Annotated in this window: 11 protein-coding genes; all 11 read right to left on the bottom strand. The window is 36.9% G+C overall.

The window, feature by feature from the left end:
* Positions 1-31: 31 nt before the first annotated feature.
* Complete coding sequence (locus ACR1PO_RS03570) at positions 32-2695, bottom strand: glycoside hydrolase family 3 N-terminal domain-containing protein (RefSeq protein WP_433985868.1); 2664 nt, start codon at positions 2693-2695, stop codon at positions 32-34.
* A complete protein-coding gene (locus ACR1PO_RS03575) occupies positions 2695-4140 on the bottom strand; it encodes an alpha-L-fucosidase (RefSeq protein ID WP_433985869.1) in 1446 nt (481 codons plus the stop codon). The genes ACR1PO_RS03570 and ACR1PO_RS03575 overlap by 1 nt, the downstream gene beginning before the upstream one ends.
* A gap of 56 nt (positions 4141-4196) precedes the next feature.
* Positions 4197-5090 carry a TIGR01777 family oxidoreductase gene (locus tag ACR1PO_RS03580; RefSeq protein WP_433985870.1) on the bottom strand — a complete coding sequence of 298 codons (894 nt, stop codon included), beginning with the start codon at positions 5088-5090 and terminating at the stop codon, positions 4197-4199.
* A gap of 311 nt (positions 5091-5401) precedes the next feature.
* Positions 5402-5878, bottom strand: a complete 477-nt coding sequence (locus ACR1PO_RS03585) for an SRPBCC family protein (RefSeq protein ID WP_332387700.1) — start codon at positions 5876-5878, stop codon at positions 5402-5404.
* A gap of 155 nt (positions 5879-6033) precedes the next feature.
* Positions 6034-6696 carry a class I SAM-dependent methyltransferase gene (locus tag ACR1PO_RS03590; protein ID WP_332387701.1) on the bottom strand — a complete coding sequence of 221 codons (663 nt, stop codon included), beginning with the start codon at positions 6694-6696 and terminating at the stop codon, positions 6034-6036.
* A complete protein-coding gene (locus tag ACR1PO_RS03595) occupies positions 6689-7633 on the bottom strand; it encodes a hypothetical protein (RefSeq protein ID WP_332387702.1) in 945 nt (314 codons plus the stop codon). Before ACR1PO_RS03595 ends, ACR1PO_RS03590 begins: the two co-directional genes overlap by 8 nt.
* 80 nt (positions 7634-7713) lie before the next feature.
* The gene (locus ACR1PO_RS03600) at positions 7714-8217 is read right to left on the bottom strand and encodes a GbsR/MarR family transcriptional regulator (protein WP_332387703.1); all 504 of its coding nucleotides are present in this window, start codon (positions 8215-8217) and stop codon (positions 7714-7716) included.
* 125 nt (positions 8218-8342) lie between these two features.
* Positions 8343-12863, bottom strand: a complete 4521-nt coding sequence (locus ACR1PO_RS03605; protein WP_433985871.1) for a TonB-dependent receptor plug domain-containing protein — start codon at positions 12861-12863, stop codon at positions 8343-8345.
* A gap of 3 nt (positions 12864-12866) precedes the next feature.
* Complete coding sequence (locus ACR1PO_RS03610) at positions 12867-15635, bottom strand: SusC/RagA family TonB-linked outer membrane protein (protein WP_433985872.1); 2769 nt, start codon at positions 15633-15635, stop codon at positions 12867-12869.
* 66 nt (positions 15636-15701) lie between these two features.
* Positions 15702-18011 carry a T9SS type A sorting domain-containing protein gene (locus tag ACR1PO_RS03615; RefSeq protein WP_433985873.1) on the bottom strand — a complete coding sequence of 770 codons (2310 nt, stop codon included), beginning with the start codon at positions 18009-18011 and terminating at the stop codon, positions 15702-15704.
* 12 nt (positions 18012-18023) lie between these two features.
* Positions 18024-18542, bottom strand: coding sequence for an RNA polymerase sigma factor (locus ACR1PO_RS03620; RefSeq protein WP_332387718.1), 519 nt, complete (start codon positions 18540-18542; stop codon positions 18024-18026).
* Positions 18543-18567 lie beyond the last annotated feature (25 nt).

Below are 18567 nucleotides of genomic sequence, written 5' to 3' on the forward strand. Positions count from 1 at the left end.
AAAGAGCAGAAATTCCTGCTCTTTTTTATTGTTATAAAACTTCAATATTTTCTTTTAAAGGAAGGTTCTTTGATGAATTTCCCACCATAATTCTGTAGGTGCCTTTTTCTACTATCCATTCCATCTTTTCATTCAGAAACTGTAGCTGCTTCACAGGAACTTCAATGGTGACGGATTTTGATTCTCCCGGCTGTAATTCTATTTTCTGAAATCCTTTTAGCTCAATAACCGGCCTTGAAACACTTGCCAACAGGTCTTTGACATAAAGCTGAACAACTTCACTTCCGGCTTTTGGTCCTATGTTTCTCACATTTACTTTAGCAATTATTGTTTCATTTTCCAAATACTGGCTTTTGTTCAACTGCAAATCAGAGATTTCAAAAGTGGTATAGCTTAGCCCGAACCCAAAAGGATATAACGGCTCACCACTCAGATCATAATAATCGTTTCCTCTTCCCGTTGGGTGGTGATTGTATGACAAAGGCAGCTGCCCTTCTTCCACCGGGAAGGTAAACGGTAATTTCCCGGAAGGATTTTCAGCTCCGAAGAGTGTTTTTGCAACAGCATTTCCACCTTCTTCTCCCGGATACCAGATATCCAGGATGGCTCCAACCTTATCTTTCCATGCTGTTGTTTTTATGGCTGATCCTCCTACCAGAAGTACTGTGGCTGGCTTATTTAATTTTGAAAGTTCATGAATAAATGCTTCCTGATTTCCGGGCAGACTCAGTGATGAACGGTCCTGAAATTCACCTTCATGAATTCCGGCTGTAACAATAATGTAATCTGCTTTCTGAGCAAGATGTAATGCATCTTTAAATTCTTTCTGATCATCATGCTGCCCATAATTCCAGATCAGTTCAAGATTGGCTTCACCACGGTTTTCATGGAACTCAATTGTAATATCGTATTTTTTCCCTTTTACAAAATCTACCCCGACCGTTTTTGTGGAATAGCTCAGTTTTTCCCACTGATCAATAACCAGTTTTCCATCCAGATATAGCCTGAAACCGTCATTTCCACGCAAGCCGAGCTGATATTTCCCGGAATCCGGAGCCTCTAGTTTTCCGGTCCAGCGGATGCTGTAATGATCAGGTTGAAGTTTTTCAGGATCGGGAGAATATAAGGTCCATTTGAAACTGAAGTGTTCGTCCTGTTTTTCAAAAGCAGGCTCACCTTTTAAATCCGTATTGGAAAAATATATTCCTTTTAATCCTTTTTTGTTTTCAGATGATAAATATTGATCAGAAACTAGGGCAAAATCTTTTACATCCCAGTCAATTCCTCTGGAGTATATGATTTCAATATCTTTATCTTTTGTATAATTTTTAAGACCGTCAAGAATATTTACTTTTTTATTTCCCGGCCCTGAATATCCGCCTAGTCTACCCTCCACAGCATCAGTTCCCACTACCAGAATCTTTTTAATATTTTCAGGAACAGGAAGTGTATGGTTATTGTTCTGAAGCAATACAAAAGACTCAGTGGCTGCTTTTTCAGCCAAAGGTTTGTGATTAAGCTTCTTTAATTCTTCAATTTCTTCAGATGAAACATAAGGGTTTTCAAACAAGCCAAGCTCAAACTTGGCTCTCAGCACTCTTGAAACGGTATCGTCTATTCTTTCTTTTGAGATTCTGCCATCCAGAAACGGAGGAATAAAAAGCTTGTAATGTTTATATTCTGTCTGAAAGATCACGTCAAGTCCGGCATTAATTGCCTGTGCAGAGGCATCGTCATAATCTTTAGCTGTAAAATGCAGGACGTTTGCTCCTCCCACGGCACTTGCATCACTGATCACAAAGCCTTTGAAATTCCAGTCTTTTTTCAGTTTTTCTGTCAGAAGCCAGTGATTGGCCGTTGAAGGCCTTCCGTCAAGCAGATTATAGGAAGTCATGACAGAGCGGCTTTTCCCTTTTGTAAAAACATTATGAAAAGGGATCAAATGGGTTTCCTCCAGGTATCTTTTGCTCCAATGGACAGGATATGAATCTCTTCCTCCTTCTCCTACATTGGCCAAAAAGTGCTTGGGCGTGGTAATAATTCCCATATTTTCAAAAGAGCTGACGAAGTTTACTCCCATCACCGATGTTAAAAAAGGATCTTCACCATAGGTTTCCTCTGTCCTGCCCCATCGTACATCGTTAGCAAGGTTGATTACCGGTGTCAGAATCTGGCGGATTCCCCTTAATTTTGATTCTTTTGCAATAGCTGCTGAAACTTTACTCATCAATTCCGGGTTGAAAGTGGCGGCCAGACCAATTGCCTGTGGAAAAGCTGTGGCACCTTCCCTTACCAACCCATGTAATGCTTCATCAAAAGGAATAACCGGGATTCCCAGTCTTGATTCTTCCACGAAGTATTTCTGAATCGCATTGATTTTCTTTGCCAGTCTCTCGGCATCTTCATTGGCATTGTATGTCAGCAGCTGACCGGCTGCCCCGCCTCCCTGGTTTCCGGCACTCACCTGTAATCCAAAAATCCCGTGAGCATATTGTTCTTTAGGAACATTATCCAAATCCCCGGGAATCATGAAACACTGCCAGAACTTTTCTTCAGGTGTCATTCTCTTCAGCAAATCCTGCACCCTGGCTTCAATGGGTTGTCTGGAATCTTTATATAAAGGTTTCTGAGCAGAAACAATGACAACATTCAGCAATAAAGCAATTCCCGTAAGTTTAACGCTAAGGACTTTCATTATTGTGCAATTTGAATTACGGTTGCATATTTCAGATTCTTCCTTTCTTCAGGTAATTTGATTTCAATGGTGTCTGCTCCTGCTTTTTTCCACTGAATTTTTGATGAAATTCCCAGGACCTTTAAAGATTGGGGCTTAAAGTTTTCCGGAATAGTAAAAGTAAGTATTGCCGGAGCCTGATATTCGGATTTTTCATCAAGATGAAAGACATTTACCGTGTGATGGTCTTTGCTTTGGGTATAATAGTAATTTCCTTCGTGATAAGGTGCAATGCTTCTGGTCGCAAAAACAGCTGATCCATTCTTATCCATCCAGCCGGATATCTGCTGTAATCTTTCATAAACAATAGCATCATAATCTCCGTTAGGCCCGGGAGCAATGTTCATCAGGTAATTCCCTCCTCTTGAAATGATCTTCACCAGGGTTTCAATGATCTTCTGAGAGGTTTTATAATTATCATTGGGAACGTAGGAAAAGGAATCTCCCATAGTGATACAGCTTTCCCATGGAATGGAAAGTACGTGTTCCGGAACTGCCTGCTCGGGAGTCACATAGTTTTCCCATTTGCCGGGAACGGTACGATCAACAATGATAATTCCGGGTTGATTTTTTCTCGCCATGGCTCCTATTTTGTCCATATCAATATCCTGTTCTACTTTGATGGTACGCTGCCATTCTACTTTAGGATCTATGGTGTTAAAAGGGCGCACCCAGCCTCCATCAAGCCAAAGAATATCAACTTTTCCATAATGGGAAGTAATTTCATTTAACTGATTGAAAGTAAATTTTTTAAAGCTTTCCCATCTTTCCGGGTATTTCTTCGGGTCATAATTGACATTTCTGTCTTTTGGCGGAAAATAAGACCACCAGTAATCATCAGAATGCCAGTCAGGCTTTGAGAAATAGGCCCCTATTTTAAATCCTTCTTTCCGGAATGTGTTGAAGATTTCTTTCGTCACATCCGATTTTGGATTTTTTGAAAATGGGGTTTTAGGAGAGGTAATTTTATAATCCGACTGCCGGGTATCAAACATGGCAAAACCGTCGTGATGTTTGGTCGTAAAAACTACGTATTTCATTCCTGCTTTTTTTACAGCATCAGCCCATTTTTGAGGATTAAACTGAACAGGATTGAAAGTCGTTTGAAGATTTTCATAATTTTTTACATATTCGTAGTAAGATTTCCCGTGTTCAGATTTTCGCTGCGTCCATGATTCGTCTTCCGGACATAGACTCCAGCTTTCAACAATTCCCCACTGGCTGTAGGTTCCCCAATGCATAAACAGCCCGAATTTCATATCCTGCCATTGGTCCAGGTTCTGGATAACCAACGGATCTGTGGGTTTCTGATATCCTTCGGATACATTATGGGCTTGTGAAAATACTATTGAGCTTATTAAAAAGGATGAAAGAAAAAAAGGTTTTATTTTGGGAATAACCAGCATATGGAATAGTTTTCCGCTAATTTAATTATCCTTTGGGACACCCGCAAACATTAGGATTACAGAAGATTAATAATAGCTTCTTCAAATCCGGGATAGGAAAACTGAAATCCGCTTTGTATGAGTCTTTCCGGGTAAACATTTCTGCTTTTCAACAGCAGTTCGGTTTCTGTTTTCAGGAATATGGACGCAATTTCCAGCTGCCAGACGGGAGCGTTGAATCCAAAAGGTATTTTCAGTTCTTTCCTCAGTTTTTTCATCATGACTTCATTCGATAATGGAGCCGGAGCAGTGATATTGACAGCTCCTGAAATATTTTCATGTTGAATAATCCAGTTTACGGCTTTACAGAAATCTTCAATATGAATCCAGCTTACCATTTGATTTCCTCTGCCCTGTTTTCCCCCTAATCCGAGCTTTGTAATCATTTTCAGTTTGGGAAAAGCTCCTCCGTTGTTTCCAAGAACAATAGAAGTTCTCAGGGCTACTTTTCGTATTTCGCTATTTTTGACACTGAAAAATTCCTTTTCCCAGCTTTTACAGATATTCATTGAAAAATCATCCCCGATAACGCCGTTTTCTTCCGTGTTCAGATGCTTTTCGGAATGAACATAAATGGTTGCAGAACTTGCATTCAACCATATTTTTGGCTTTTCAGAACATTGATCTACTGCTTTCTGTAATATTCTTGTACTGTCAATTCTTGAGGAGTAGATTTCATGTTTATTTTTTTCGTGATACCGGCAATCCACAGACTTTCCTGTAAGATTGACCAGAACATCTGCTTTTTCAAGGCTGTTTTTCCATTCTCCTATGGTTCGGGCATCCCAATAGATTTCATTGTTACGTTTTGGATTACGGGTCAGAATATATACCTGATAACCTTTTTCTGCAAAGTATTTTTCTAAATTTTCACCGAGAAATCCGCTGCCGCCGGCTATGATTATTTTCATTGTTTTAAAATTTAAGGTTTGGGATAAGGTTTAAGGTTTCATCGTGAATTTCACAGATTTTACGGTTAATGTCACACACTTATAAAATTCGGAGATGTTATTTACTTAAGAGTTTAAAGCTTTTGTGACTTTTGTGGTTAGTTTTTCACACATTTTCGCAGATTTCACAGATGTGTACGGCTAGTGTTGTACAATTATAAAAATCAAAGATTTTTCAAAACTTACGTGAACTTTATTTAACGCAAGAATATCTTCTTAAGCTTACTTAAGTGTTTAAAAACTTTTGCAGTCTTATTTTATACAGATTGGAATTAAAAAACTGCAATTCCGTCGCGGATAGAAGATTCTGCGATAGTTTTGATCATTTCATTTCTCTGAATCAGGAATTTTTTGAGATAACCTCTGAGAAAAATGATATTGAATAATTTCCCAATGATACCTAATGGAGATTCAAATTCAAAAATATCTGTCATCAGCGTTTTCCCGTTTACAGCTTTAAAAATATGCCGGTGCCGCATAGACCTGAAAGCACCTTTCTGCATGACATCAATGAACTGAAACGGTTTTTCCATACTGACAATTTTTGTAGTGAGATTTTGATAAACGCCCAGATGTTTTGCCCTCCAGGTAACGGTTTCATTTTCTTCAATCAATCCTGAGGTACGGCCTGCAATTGCTTTTTCATGGGATTTTGAGGTTGACTGCTGATGCAGGTCTATATTTCTAGCCAGATCAAAAACATAATGAATATCTGCGTTGATTACAGTGTTTAAATAGATGGTTGACATTTCAAATGGTTTTACGATTGTTAGATTTTTACTATCCTTTATAATGATCCTTTTCTTGTGAAATAAATAACCAGGAACAGGTGAATGATTAGATTTTTCATATTCATTTTTTAATTTAAAATTTTCAGTAATTTTTGAAATCAGTATTAATACAACTAGTTTCTTTTGACATGCAGTATTTCCACCAGATCTAAATATCTCTTGTGAGAAACTACTGAAAGCTGGTTGATAACAAATTGATTTTTTAAGTCTTGCAGACTTTCATTTTTATGGATATAATGAAATAATTTTCCAAACTCACTTCCGAAAAACTTTGCAACAATAATTTCGATATACCATTTAACACAAGTGAATCTCCAGGCTGTTTTAGGCTTTACAAATTCTACGATAATGATTTCACCTTTCTCATCAACAATTCTTGATAGCCTGTCTGCAAAAACAAGTTTTTGATCTTCTCCTATTGTTTTTGTTCCGTAAGAGCAAAGAATAATGTCTATCGAATTGTCTGGAATTTCAGTTTCAAAAAAGTCATCCCCAATCTGTCTTATGAATAATTTCTCCTTAAATGTTGAGAATAGCTTAAGATTCATTGCTGTAGAAAAATCCAGGGTTATAATCTCTGTATTCTCATTAGGTTCCCGAAGAAATTTCAGGTTTTCACCCTGGCCACTCATCAGGTCAAGAACTCTTTTGTTTTTATAGCTTTTAACCTTTTGAACGGCCATTTTCCTGAACAGTCTGGTAAAACCCAGGGATGCTATTTCATTAATATAGTATCTGGGCTGTATGCGGTCAAAGTATTGTTGCAGATCATTCATTTTCAGATTGTGTTTTTATAGATTGCAATACATGGCTTTGCATTTTATCAATGATATAGCCGGACCATTTTTTCCAATACCAGATAGGTGCAATTTTGTAACTGTATTTTGTTTTTGCAACTATCTTTGTTTTATTTTCTGACAGTTTATCTAAACTAATCTCGCCATACTTCACGATAAAATAATCATGCAAATGTTTGGCATCAATATCTTCATAAGGTGTTATTTCTTTCATCGGAACAGTCTGACTTTCCAGAGAGAATTTTACTTTTTTATTTTCTATGAATTCATTGATATTAAGTTGTATTTCATCATTATTGGTCTGACAGCTGTAGCCCAATTTTCCGTTTTCTTTAACGAGCTTTATATTCTTTGGGTAACTGACTCCTTTTTCAAACAGTATAAAATCAGGCTTATTGAAATTAATTTGTGTGTTTAAACGTTTCCATACTTTTTCATTGGAAGAATTCACAATCATTTCTGTCGTAATAGTTTCCTCAATAGGTTTTGTATAGGTATCAAAAATATAAGATGCGGGATTGATAAAAAGAATAAATACTATGACACTTGCAGTATGCCGTTTTTCATCAAGAACCCCAATGCTAAAACCAATAATAAAGCCTGCTAACATAGCAAAGCCAATAAATGGAATAGCCATAATAATACAAATAGCTCCTTCTACGCCAGCTCCTATCAAAATCAGAGAGAAAATAACTAATCCTAAGACTATTTTCAAAATGGCCTTCAGAACGTTCATTAATCCGATATTTTTAAAATACTTTACATATCCGATAATAAATCCAATGGAAACCGGAATAGTGAGGAACATTGTCACTCCATATTCACCTTTGGCAATGAGAAAAAACCAGACTGCAACAATTAAAACAACAGTCAGAAAGAGACTTAAATAGAGATAACGTTTAAAAAAATTCTTCATGATATTATAAGTTTTGTATTTTCAGTAATTTTTGAAAACAAATTTGAAATAAAAAAGGATTTTCATCCTCTTTCTATTCTCTATTTCAACAGATTGGTAATCTTTCCTACCAGCCAGTGATCATCACTTTTGATGGCCAGATCCATAATATTGTTGATTTTTCCGGTTACCGAACTGAAGTCATTCATCAGCTTGATAAATTCCTGAGCTTCTTCCGAATCTTTATCTTCAATATTCTTTAATTCTTCAAGAAAAGAAATGACAGGTTCTATTTCCCTTTTTCTGCGCTCTTTGGTAATCTGTTTGAACAGGTACCAGACATCTTTTTCTGCCACGAAATATTCTTTTCTGTCTCCTTTTATCAGCTCCTTTTTCACAATTCCCCAATCGATCAGGCCGCGAAGGTTCATATTGGCATTTCCCCTTGAAATCTCCAGCTGTTCCATTACCTCATCGGTAGAAAGTGGTTTTCCACTGGCCAGAAGCAAGGCATGCACCTGTGCCATTGTACGGTTAATTCCCCAATTGGTAGCAAAGGTCCCCCAGGTTTGAATGTATTTTTCTTTGGCTTCTGAAAGCTGCATTTGTTCTGTTTTTTAAATTCCTGTAACAAATGTAATTATATTTTTTGAATTTTCAATAATTTTTGAAAATTAATTTTAAAATAAAACAGACATTCCTGCGGACGCCTGTTTTAGCTTGTTACAAATTAAGGTTCAATGCTGGCAGTAATTCCCTGGTTCCAGTATTTTGCTTCCGGCATATAATACAGATACACATTGCTTGATTTTCCTGTATATGTTCCTGCAAATTCTACTTTCAGATCAAGATTGATGGTTTTTGTTTCCTCTGCTTTAAAATGTTCCCAGTACAGCACCAGGTAATTATCAAAGATCTCATAATAGGAAATCTGTTTTTTATCAATCAGGTCTTTCAGCAAGGCATTTTGTAATGTCAGTCCTGCAGGGATACCGATCTTCGCTATGGTCATTGGCAGCTGGCCGTTTATTTTATTCTTAACGGTGACAGTCAGTCTGTTGGTCTCTCCAACTTTTGATAGTCCTGATTTTAGTTTTGTCTCCATAATAACAGGAATATCTTTGCTTTCCGGAGCCTGAAGGGTATGATACTGATATTCCAGTTTATAAGGAAGTCCTTTTTGCGTTGGATAATGAACACTAATTGTATTTTCTCCGGATTTAAATGCTGAAGAAAGACTCATCACCGTTGAAGCTTGTGCCTGATTAATCTTTATTACCGGCTTTTCTGTTCCGTATAATTTCTCATTTTCAGACAAAAAATCTGACAGCGCCTGCACGGCTAATGTCGTTGCCTGAGTAGAGCCAAACCCGTAATATCCATTGAAATTAATAAGCTGATCTGCAGCCTCTGCAATTTTCAACTGATTAAGGTTTCCCTCTTTCTGAAGTGCCATGATGTATAAGGAAAGCGTTTCCGCTTCGGCAGACCTTCCCCACCATGAGCCTGTAAAGGTGATTCCGCATTTTACATTCTTTGTTTCATACTGCTGGTCCAGAATTTTCATCAGATCATCATATTCTTTCTGTTTTCCGAGATGAGCAGCAGCATTGGCCAGCAAAGCCAGCTGATAGGAATCTTTTGTAGCCAGGGCTTTTTTCATCATCACTTTAAAAGAGTCTTCAATCTCATTTTTAAAGCCCAGTCTGGATAAAGCATATACAACATACATATTTCTGGCCCAGAAATACTCAGAATATTCCTTTTTTTGCTCATAGCCTTTTCTCACTTCAAATAATCCGTTTCCAGTTTTTTTAGATAAAATAAATGAGGACAGCCCCTGAATAAGCTTAGCATCCGGATTGACATATTTCTTTAAATCTGTAAATTCCAATAAGGCAAATGCTGAAACTGCCACATCTGATTCTTCACTGCTGAAATATCCGAAACCACCGTCTTTATTTTTATAGCTCAGCATTTTCTGAAATCCTTTTTTCATATTTTTAATCACCAGATTCTCTGTAGCCTGATTTATTTTATTGCCTGATTTTAAATAGTCCAGGATAAAAATATTAGGATACACCGTTGAGGAAAGCTGTTCAAAGCATCCGTAAGGCTCCTTCTTCAGTTGCTCCAGATTATCAAACATCTGTAAAGCAGCATTTTCAAATACATAATATGAGGAAAACAGGCTTCCGTTGATATACTCCGGAATATTGATTTTTATATCTTCCGTTCTATTATTGATAATGGAAAATTGATGTGGAAATCCCTTTTCTTCTACTTTAAACGGCAGAATCATCGTTTCCCTGAAATCTCCTGATCTTATGCTAAACTGGATATGGGAATCCACAATTTCATCAGTCTGTATTTTAACAAATAATCTACCGGACTCTAATGGCTTTAAGGTAATCAAGCTGTCAGAATGCATTAATTTGACATAGTTGGGAACAATAACGTCCATGGTCATTTTTCTGGTTTCTGAAGAATTATTTTTAAGGACAACAGGAATTATCATCTGATCGGTTCTTGTCAGATACTGAGGAATTTTGGCATCTATTGAAATAAGGCTCTGCGCCGCATAGGCTGTTTCATCCCTTCCTGCAAGCCCTGATGCAGCAATACCTTCTGTCATAATTCTAAACGTGGAATTAGCATCTGAGTTATAAAATTCCACTTTTGCCTTTCCGTTTTTATCGGTTTCCACTACCGGGTTCCAGTAAAGCGTTTCCCTGTAATCATAACGGTACGGGGTATTGGTAGTTTTATATTCAGGATAGGCAAACGCCCTCGATGGAGCGTATGAGATAAGTTTTCCGTACGGGACAGCCTGTATGGCAAAATAAGATTCCGGAGTGATATCAAAACTGATCTTTGAACTGCTGTTTTTACCGGAGTTTACAATGATGACTCCATTTGCAGCCCTGCTTCCATAAATAGCAGTGGCAGCAGCATCTTTGAGAACGGTTATACTGTTGATATCATTCGGATTGATGGTGGTATTGAAATTTTCTACAGGAACACCATCTACAACGAATAAAGGATTCTTATTGGCAATAGAGGCTGTCCCTCTGATATTGATCTGTTCACCTGCACCCTGCTGTGTAGAAGGTGTTATAACGATTCCTGCAACTTTTCCATTCAATAAAGAAGTTACATTGGGATTCTGAATTTCCATAGAAGAGGCTATAGTTGTGGAAGCAACCGCTGCTTTCTCTTTATTCATATTGTAGCCTACTACAACAACCTCTTCAATTCTTTGATTCTGAATGGTATCAGATCTTGAATGGCCGGATTTATTCAATGTTTGGGTATTATTTCTACCCTCAGTTTTTATTTCCTCTTTTTTTTCAGCTTCCTTTACAATTTCTTCCACATCTATATGAGACATTTTTTGTTTTACTAAAGGATTAATGTCCAGATTATAAGACAAAATCCTGATTTTAACCTGATGCTTAGGCTGAAAAGATTTAGCAATGATTTTATATGAATCATCTGCATTTAAATCTGAAAAATAGAACTTCCCATTTTCTGCAACAGTTTGTCTGAGAATTTTTTTGTTGTCGGTATTCAAAAGAAAAACATCAGCTTTCACCGGGTTTTTATTTTGGTCTTCCACTACGCCATAGATTGTATTTTTTTTCTCCGGAAGGTATTTGTATTTATTGGTTTTTAGGACTTCCGGGATGAGTTCAAAATAACGGTAGCCGTTTGTCAGCATCACAAGGTCTAAACTTTTATCCGCTTTTTCTTCTTTTTTATCGAAATAAAACTGTGGCTTTTCAATTTTTCCTTTCAGCTCAGAGTCCATCAGTAGCCAGGAAACAATATGATTCTGTTTGTCATCAGCATAAGTCCATAGCTTATCATCTACTACGCTTATCCCAAGATTAGCCGGAACAGGTTTATTATTGTCATCCGTGGTTTCAATGTCCAGAACTACTTTTTCTCTTGGCAGATAATGCTGTTTTACAGGCTTTACCTTTATATTCAGCTGATTTTCTTTATTGGTAAAAACAATACGTTCTGCAAGAGGAATATTATTTTCAAGAACGGTAAATCTGCAGATTCCTGCCGGAAAGTCTTTCTCAGGAATTTCCAGCGGGTTGTTTCCATTTTTCAACGGAATAACTTTGAAATACACTTCTTTTCCACGGAAACTTCCTTTCAGGGTAATCGTTTTTTCCTGTGTTGAAATGAGAGAAAAGATCAGTTTTTTGTTTTCATTTTTAATATTTAAAATCAATCCTTCATCCTTTGCCAACGGAAAATTAAAAGTTTGGGCAATATTTTCAGGCTTTACTACTTTTGCGTAATAATTCCCCCCCTTTTCAGGAGTAAAACGGAAACTTCCCATTCCGAAATGATAGGCTGATATTTCCTTTATTTTTTCATGATTCTGATTGTAAACAGCCAGCACAGCATCCACAGGTTTTTCAAATTCATCAAGGATTTTAAAGGCAATGTTTTGTTCTATTCCATTGATAAAAGTACCGCCTTCAGGTAGAAATTTCACATCCAGATTGTTCAAAACAACCGGAATATTTCTGGAAATAGATTCTGTAAATCCATCAAAGCTGACTTTAACATTCAAAAGAGCGTCAGAAGATTTCAACACCTCAGGAAGTTTAAAGATCAATTGTTTTTTCCCCTCTTTATCGGTAATAAATTTTCCCTCGGAAACAGTTTCCCCGTTGTGCATTACTGTGTAACCGGCTTCATAAAAAGGGATAGGAAGGTTACTCAGACTTCTCATTGAAAAATCGGCGGTCACCTCGTCTCCAGGTCCATATCCTTTTTTAGGAAAATCCAGTTTCATCAGAATTCTTGGAGATACGATTTTCTGAAGGGTAATTTCTTTCTCAAAGGCGTTTTTCCCTTCTTCATTCTGCATCCAGTTGGTAAAAGCCCTGATCTTGTAGATTCCGCCTTTCATATCTTCAGAAAAGTAGAAATAGCCCTGTGCATAGCCATTGGTAATTTCATATTTTAATTTTTTCAGAACACTTCCTGCCGGATCAATGATTTCAAAATTAACCACTCTGCTTTCTTCCACCGGAAGATTGCTGGTTCCTTTTACCACGTATATTTTAAAATACATTTCCTCACCGGGTTTATAAAAAACATGGTTGGTCTGAATGTACGTTTTTTCTTTTTCAAAATCCTGGAAAGACTGCTGAGCTTTCAGAGGAAAGGTTGATAATAACAGGCCCAACAGAATGATATAGGTAGATATAAACTTGAGATTCATGAGTTAAAATTTAAATGAAACAATACATCCGAAGGTTTTAAAGGAAGGAAGGTTGAAAAAATCCAGCCCTCTTCCGTTATCCATATCATAAAAATTCTGATTGGGATCTGCTCCTTTACCGACCTGCCAAAGCATTATATTATTTACGTAAAAGGTCAGTTTAAGATTTTGCTTCCCGTAATTAACAGGAAAAGTAGATGACAGCGAAATATTGCTGATTCTTATATAATCTGCTTTTTGAATATAATTTTCCGCTACCCCAAGATAACCATACCTTGACCATCTGTTTTCCTGAACATTCCGGTCCGGGTCATAAAAATCTACAGGTATCTGATTAACACTTCCATTGGAATGCACCCCCTGAAAAACATAATTCTTAATATTTCTTTCTTCTCCCGATTCATAAGAACGCCCGTAATAATCAAGAACAGCCTGTGTTCCGTTCCAGACCTGTCCCCCTTTTTTCCATTCCCAATTGATATCCAGAGACAGGTTTTTATAAGCCAGACTATGATTGAACTTTATCACAAAATCCGGTGTTGGATCTGCAATAATTTTCATTCCTCCTGCTTTTTTCGGGTATCCGGACTCATCAATAATCAGCTGTCCGGCTGCATTTCTCTCAAAATAACTTCCCATGACAACTCCCAAAGCCTGTCCTTCCACCAATGTTTTATAAATATCTTTAAAACCGGAAACGGCCATGTTCTGATATCCGGGTGAGATACGATCTACGATGTCCTTATATTTAAAAAATGAAACTTTATGAGTGGTATATATATCATATCCAATGCGTAACCGTTCATAGGCAAAATTGAATTCGTGTCCGCTGTAGGTATGGTCTGCTATATTTTTCAACCTCAACTGATTATTTTCGAAAACAGGAAATATATCGCCAGTGCTTTTCCTGTTGAAATATTCGCCGTCCAGACTTATATAATATCCGAGGTTCAGCCTGGCACCCACTTTCCATTCTTTGGTATTGATACTGGATAAACCTTTGAAGCTTTCTACTTCCTGCACAGGAAAGTACTGATTATAATTTTCTGCATTCAGTAATGTAGTTGCATAAGTGGCGTATGATCTGGTCATTTCCGGTTCGGAGCTTAACCGTGTATAACTTCCCAATAATTTGAAATTGTGATTATTCCAATCGAAGATGTCATTAAACTTCAGATAAAAGTTAGCTTTTGGAAGCCAAAAATTATTTTTAAGAGAAGTATTGGATATATAAAATGAATTTCCAAGATTAAGACCTGCTTCAAAATCATAATCATGGACTTCCATATTATAATTAAAAATATGATCCTGTGAAGTTCTCTGGTAGAAGTATTTGCGATTGACCTGGCTGTTATAAACATCAGATTTTTTATCATTTAAGATAAAATTCAGGCTGAAGGTATTTTTAAAATCATAGCCGCCCAAAGTATAAGAGCCCAGTAAATTAGAATAATATGAACTGTTGTTTTGAATCCTTTCATTCAGTATGCCATTGCTGAAACCGTAAGCAGAAGGCTTATACTGATCCAGATTTCTGATATTGTTACTTTCATAGGACTGACTGATATTCAGTTTAAAATTATTCCAGTTTTTTGCTGCATTAAGACTGAACTGCCTTTCACGGTTCTGATAATGGTACTTACTGTCCTGCTGAAAAAGGAAAGATGGATTGTCTGCATATTTGCTGTAACTTCTTTGTGAGCCGTTATTCAGAAAAGTATTTTGTTCATTGGAAAAAGAGACAGGAGTCAGCAATGAATTCTGGTATGCCCTGTTGAAAAGTCCTATTCTATTGGTGTTGGTTGCTTTATCTTCTTCATAGTTAAATGCAAGATTGATGTAGTATCCGCCCAGTTCTGTATTCAGCTTTGCTTTAAAAGTGTTGGCGATATCAAACTGATCTATAAAATACATCTGGTTTTTCTGCTGTCCCAGATTCACTGAAAGCCGGATCTTTTCGTTGTATCCCTCTTTTATAAAAGTATTTACATTCAGCTGATTGTTGTATCCTACCGTTGTTTTAAAAAGGTTGTTATCATATCTTTTTGCACGCTGCAGCCCATCAACCCATGGGATCAGTTTTCCGTTCTGATCGTATTCATAAGGTAATCCGTTAAATCCCAGGGTTGAAATATCAGGTCCAAAACTGAACATCTCATTAGTTTCAGGGCCTTTCCAAACAAGGCTTCCGTTTTCTGATCTTCCCTGCACATATCCGGTTTGAGCTGCCGGAACAGCATTCCTGTTTTTTATATCAAAAGAGGTCGTAAAACTTCCATTCAACATTAATGTTCTCTGGTTAAGTTTTTTCAGGATGTAAATGCTGTCATTTTTTTGCTCTAATTTTCTTATCCGGTCAAAATAAGAATGTGAGCTTTTACTTAAATGATTCTTATTTTTTTCAATACTGAAATCATCTTTAGTTTCCTTTGAAATGAGGCTGTCATAATCTTTACTGTAAACATTTTCTACTCTTTTCTTTTCTGTCTGATTTTCTAAAATAGCTTTCAATTCCCTGAGTTCATAGGTAGAAATAACATGGGTACTCTTACCCTGATTCCAGACAAGCGTATCATAAGGTTTGGCTGCAATAATGGCCAGTCCTTTTTCATCAGTCAGTTCATAAATACCACTGTTTTTATTATAAACCTTTAAAAAATTCTGCGCTTTATTTTTAGCTGTCAAAAATTTTCCAGAGTAATAGAGTTGTGAATTTTGTGCCTGTAATAGGGTGATTGTAAACGGCAATAACAGCAAATAATTCTTTTTCATCAGTTATTAGTATGCTTAAAAATATGAAAAAAGAAATTTCCGTGGAAATTTCTTTTTTTAAGATGGTTAATTTTTAATGACCTTAAATGTTTCCCACATATCGTTAGTATGAACACGTACAAGATAAATCCCTTGAGGATAAGAAGTTAAATCAATTGTATTTTTACCTTCCCATAATTTTTCTTTTCTCATAATAATTTTTCCGGCAAGATCATACACAAAAAGTTCTTCAATTGATTTCTTTGTTTTTATCTGCAGCAGACCTTTTGTCGGGTTCGGGAATACCACAGTCTTACTATCAAAATTACTGTCAATTTCTTTTTCCATTTTTTTATTGATATGATCATTTGAAATTCCTGTCCGGCATTCCGGGAAAACGGCTCTTTGAAGAATTAATCTTAATAATAAATCATTCAGCTTTTCAACCTCGTAAGAATCTATGGTCGGCTTGATATGACTGTTTCCAATCCCACTGTCATCCGTAAGAAATGTATAGGTACCATTGGTGAGTAAAGCAAATGTCCTCATCAGGTATTCCGTCTGCTTATCAGTACCACTGGCCGCCAGTGGAATAATTGTGATCCCTTTTTTTGCTGCAGTCTTTATGGTACTATACAAATCCTTTATATTCTGTTCCGAATGGTGTGGTGGTGCATCCAGAATTAAAAACATTATTTTCGCTGAGTTTTCATGACTCCATTCCAGCTCGTCAACAGAAACTTTCAGTGCTTCTACAACAGCTTCCGGTGTATCTCCGCCACCTCCGGCCTTCTGTTTTTTAATAAATCCAACAAGGTCTTCCGCTTTTTCTGAAAAATCGAATTTCCGGGTCACATATTCATCCCCCAGATCTCTGTAAAAAACCGATCCGTATCTTACCGTTGTATTTTTAAGCTGTCCTTCAACTTTTTTCAGCACATCCAGAAGTTCAGACTGAAGATAAGAAATCTCATCCCCCATAGAACCGGTAGCATCCACTACGAAAGCAAGATCCAATATCCGTTTTTTCTGACAGGGCTTATCCAGAATAATTAAGTTTTGTCCATTTTTAAAAAATCTGAGATTACTGCTGATGATCTGCCCCGAACCATCAGATAAATAATATCTGCCTGACTCCAGGCTTTCATCAGCCATCGGTGATATCCATAATTCTACATTACCCAGATTGTCTGAAACCGCTTCCCAAATAATATTTTTCTTATCATCCAGCAGTTTTACTTTTTCACCTGTTACAGGTCTTCTGTTTCTATTGACCAACTGAACAGAGATTCTTTTATCCGGAAAGAATTTCCAGGTATTTTTATACTGATCCAGAGTCGGAACGGCAATATCTTTCCAATAGTCCCACTTAGAGAAATCATTGACCTCTCCTGCTGTCAGCTGGCCTGCTTTCGGAAGTATTTTTTCGGGTTCTTCAGGTTCTTTTACTATTTTCTCTGCACTGTCTGAGGAAGCTTTTTTGAGTTTTTCCATTTCTGCTTCAGATAGCCCTGTTGTAGTGATCACAACAACTCCGTTATTAGCTTTGCTTCCATACAAAACAGTAGCTTCATGTCCTTTCAGTACTTTTAATTCTTTTATTTTTTTGGAGTCCAGGATATTTAACAGCTCAGATTCTCTACCTAATACGATTCCGTCAACAATATATAAAGGATTTGCTGAGCGTCCATCTATACTTTTTACTCCTCTGATTACTACTTCATCACGTCTTTTAATTCCCCCTGCTATTTCTATTCCGGCAACCCTTCCAGCCAATGAAGAGACAGCCATTGGAGCATGTACAGGAATTTTATCTGTAGAAGCAATCATAGCCGTTGAAGATGACATGATTTCACTCTTAACTGTTTTTGAATATCCCATCACAACAACTTCATCAATACTTTTTGTCTTTAAAGTATCATTGTATATTGGTGGTAAAGATGCTATTCTGTCAGGAGCATCTACTGTCGGTATATTACAATTCGGATGAATTTTATATGGATCTGATCCCACAACTGATGAAGATTGATATGCTATGGGAACAGGTACAGATGAAGTAAGGTCTTCTTTTTTGATATTATTCTTTATTGTGCGGTCTATTTTTATAATATCTGCTCTGTTAACCGGACCTCTGGAAGCTGTATTTTCTACGATTACTGGTTTTAAAGGTTCTACAGCTTGTTTTTTATTCATAAAATAAAAAGCTCCCATACCCATCACTAAACTTGCCGCAATACCATAAGGCAGCCAAAGAGGCATTACTCTCTTTTTCTCTTGCTTTTTATCCAGCTTCTCTTCAATTTCTTCCCATACTTTTTCAAAACCAGGAAAAACTGTTGGTTCCTCTGAAAGCCTGGAAGCTTCATTGAATTGTTGATCTATATGATTATTTTCCATTGTCGTAAAAGTTTAAATGTTTTGATTTCCTAAAAGTTCCTGCAGTTTTTTCCGTGCAAAATTGAGCTGGGATTTTGAGGTTCCCTCACTAATGGAAAGCATAGCTGCTATTTCCTTATGAGGATATCCCTCAATAGCAAAAAGATTAAAAATTGCTCTGCAGCCTTCGGGGAGAAAGTTGAGTAAACTTAAAATATCTTTTTCCAGAGAAAGGTTTTCTGCAGTACCTACAGAATGGTCCATAAAATTTTCTTCCAGGGAAATCAAAAGTTCCTTATTGGATCTTAATTTCTGCAGACATTCATTCACCGCAATTTTTCTCGCCCAGGCTTCAAAAGTATCGGGATTCTGAAGCTGGGTAATTTTCGTGAAGATTTTGTAGAACGTATCTGCCAATACTTCTTCTATATCTTCATCGTTTTTCAGATAGCGTCTGCAGACTGCGTAAAGTCTGCCTGCCATTTTCTCGTAAACTTTCCGCTGTGCGTTGCGGTCGCTACGCTGACATTCCATTAATAATTCTCGTTCCATAGTCAGGAGTTATATGAGTATAGAT

Origin of the sequence: Chryseobacterium amylolyticum (genome assembly GCF_051011775.1) — a bacterium.
In the GTDB taxonomy this organism is placed as follows: domain Bacteria; phylum Bacteroidota; class Bacteroidia; order Flavobacteriales; family Weeksellaceae; genus Chryseobacterium.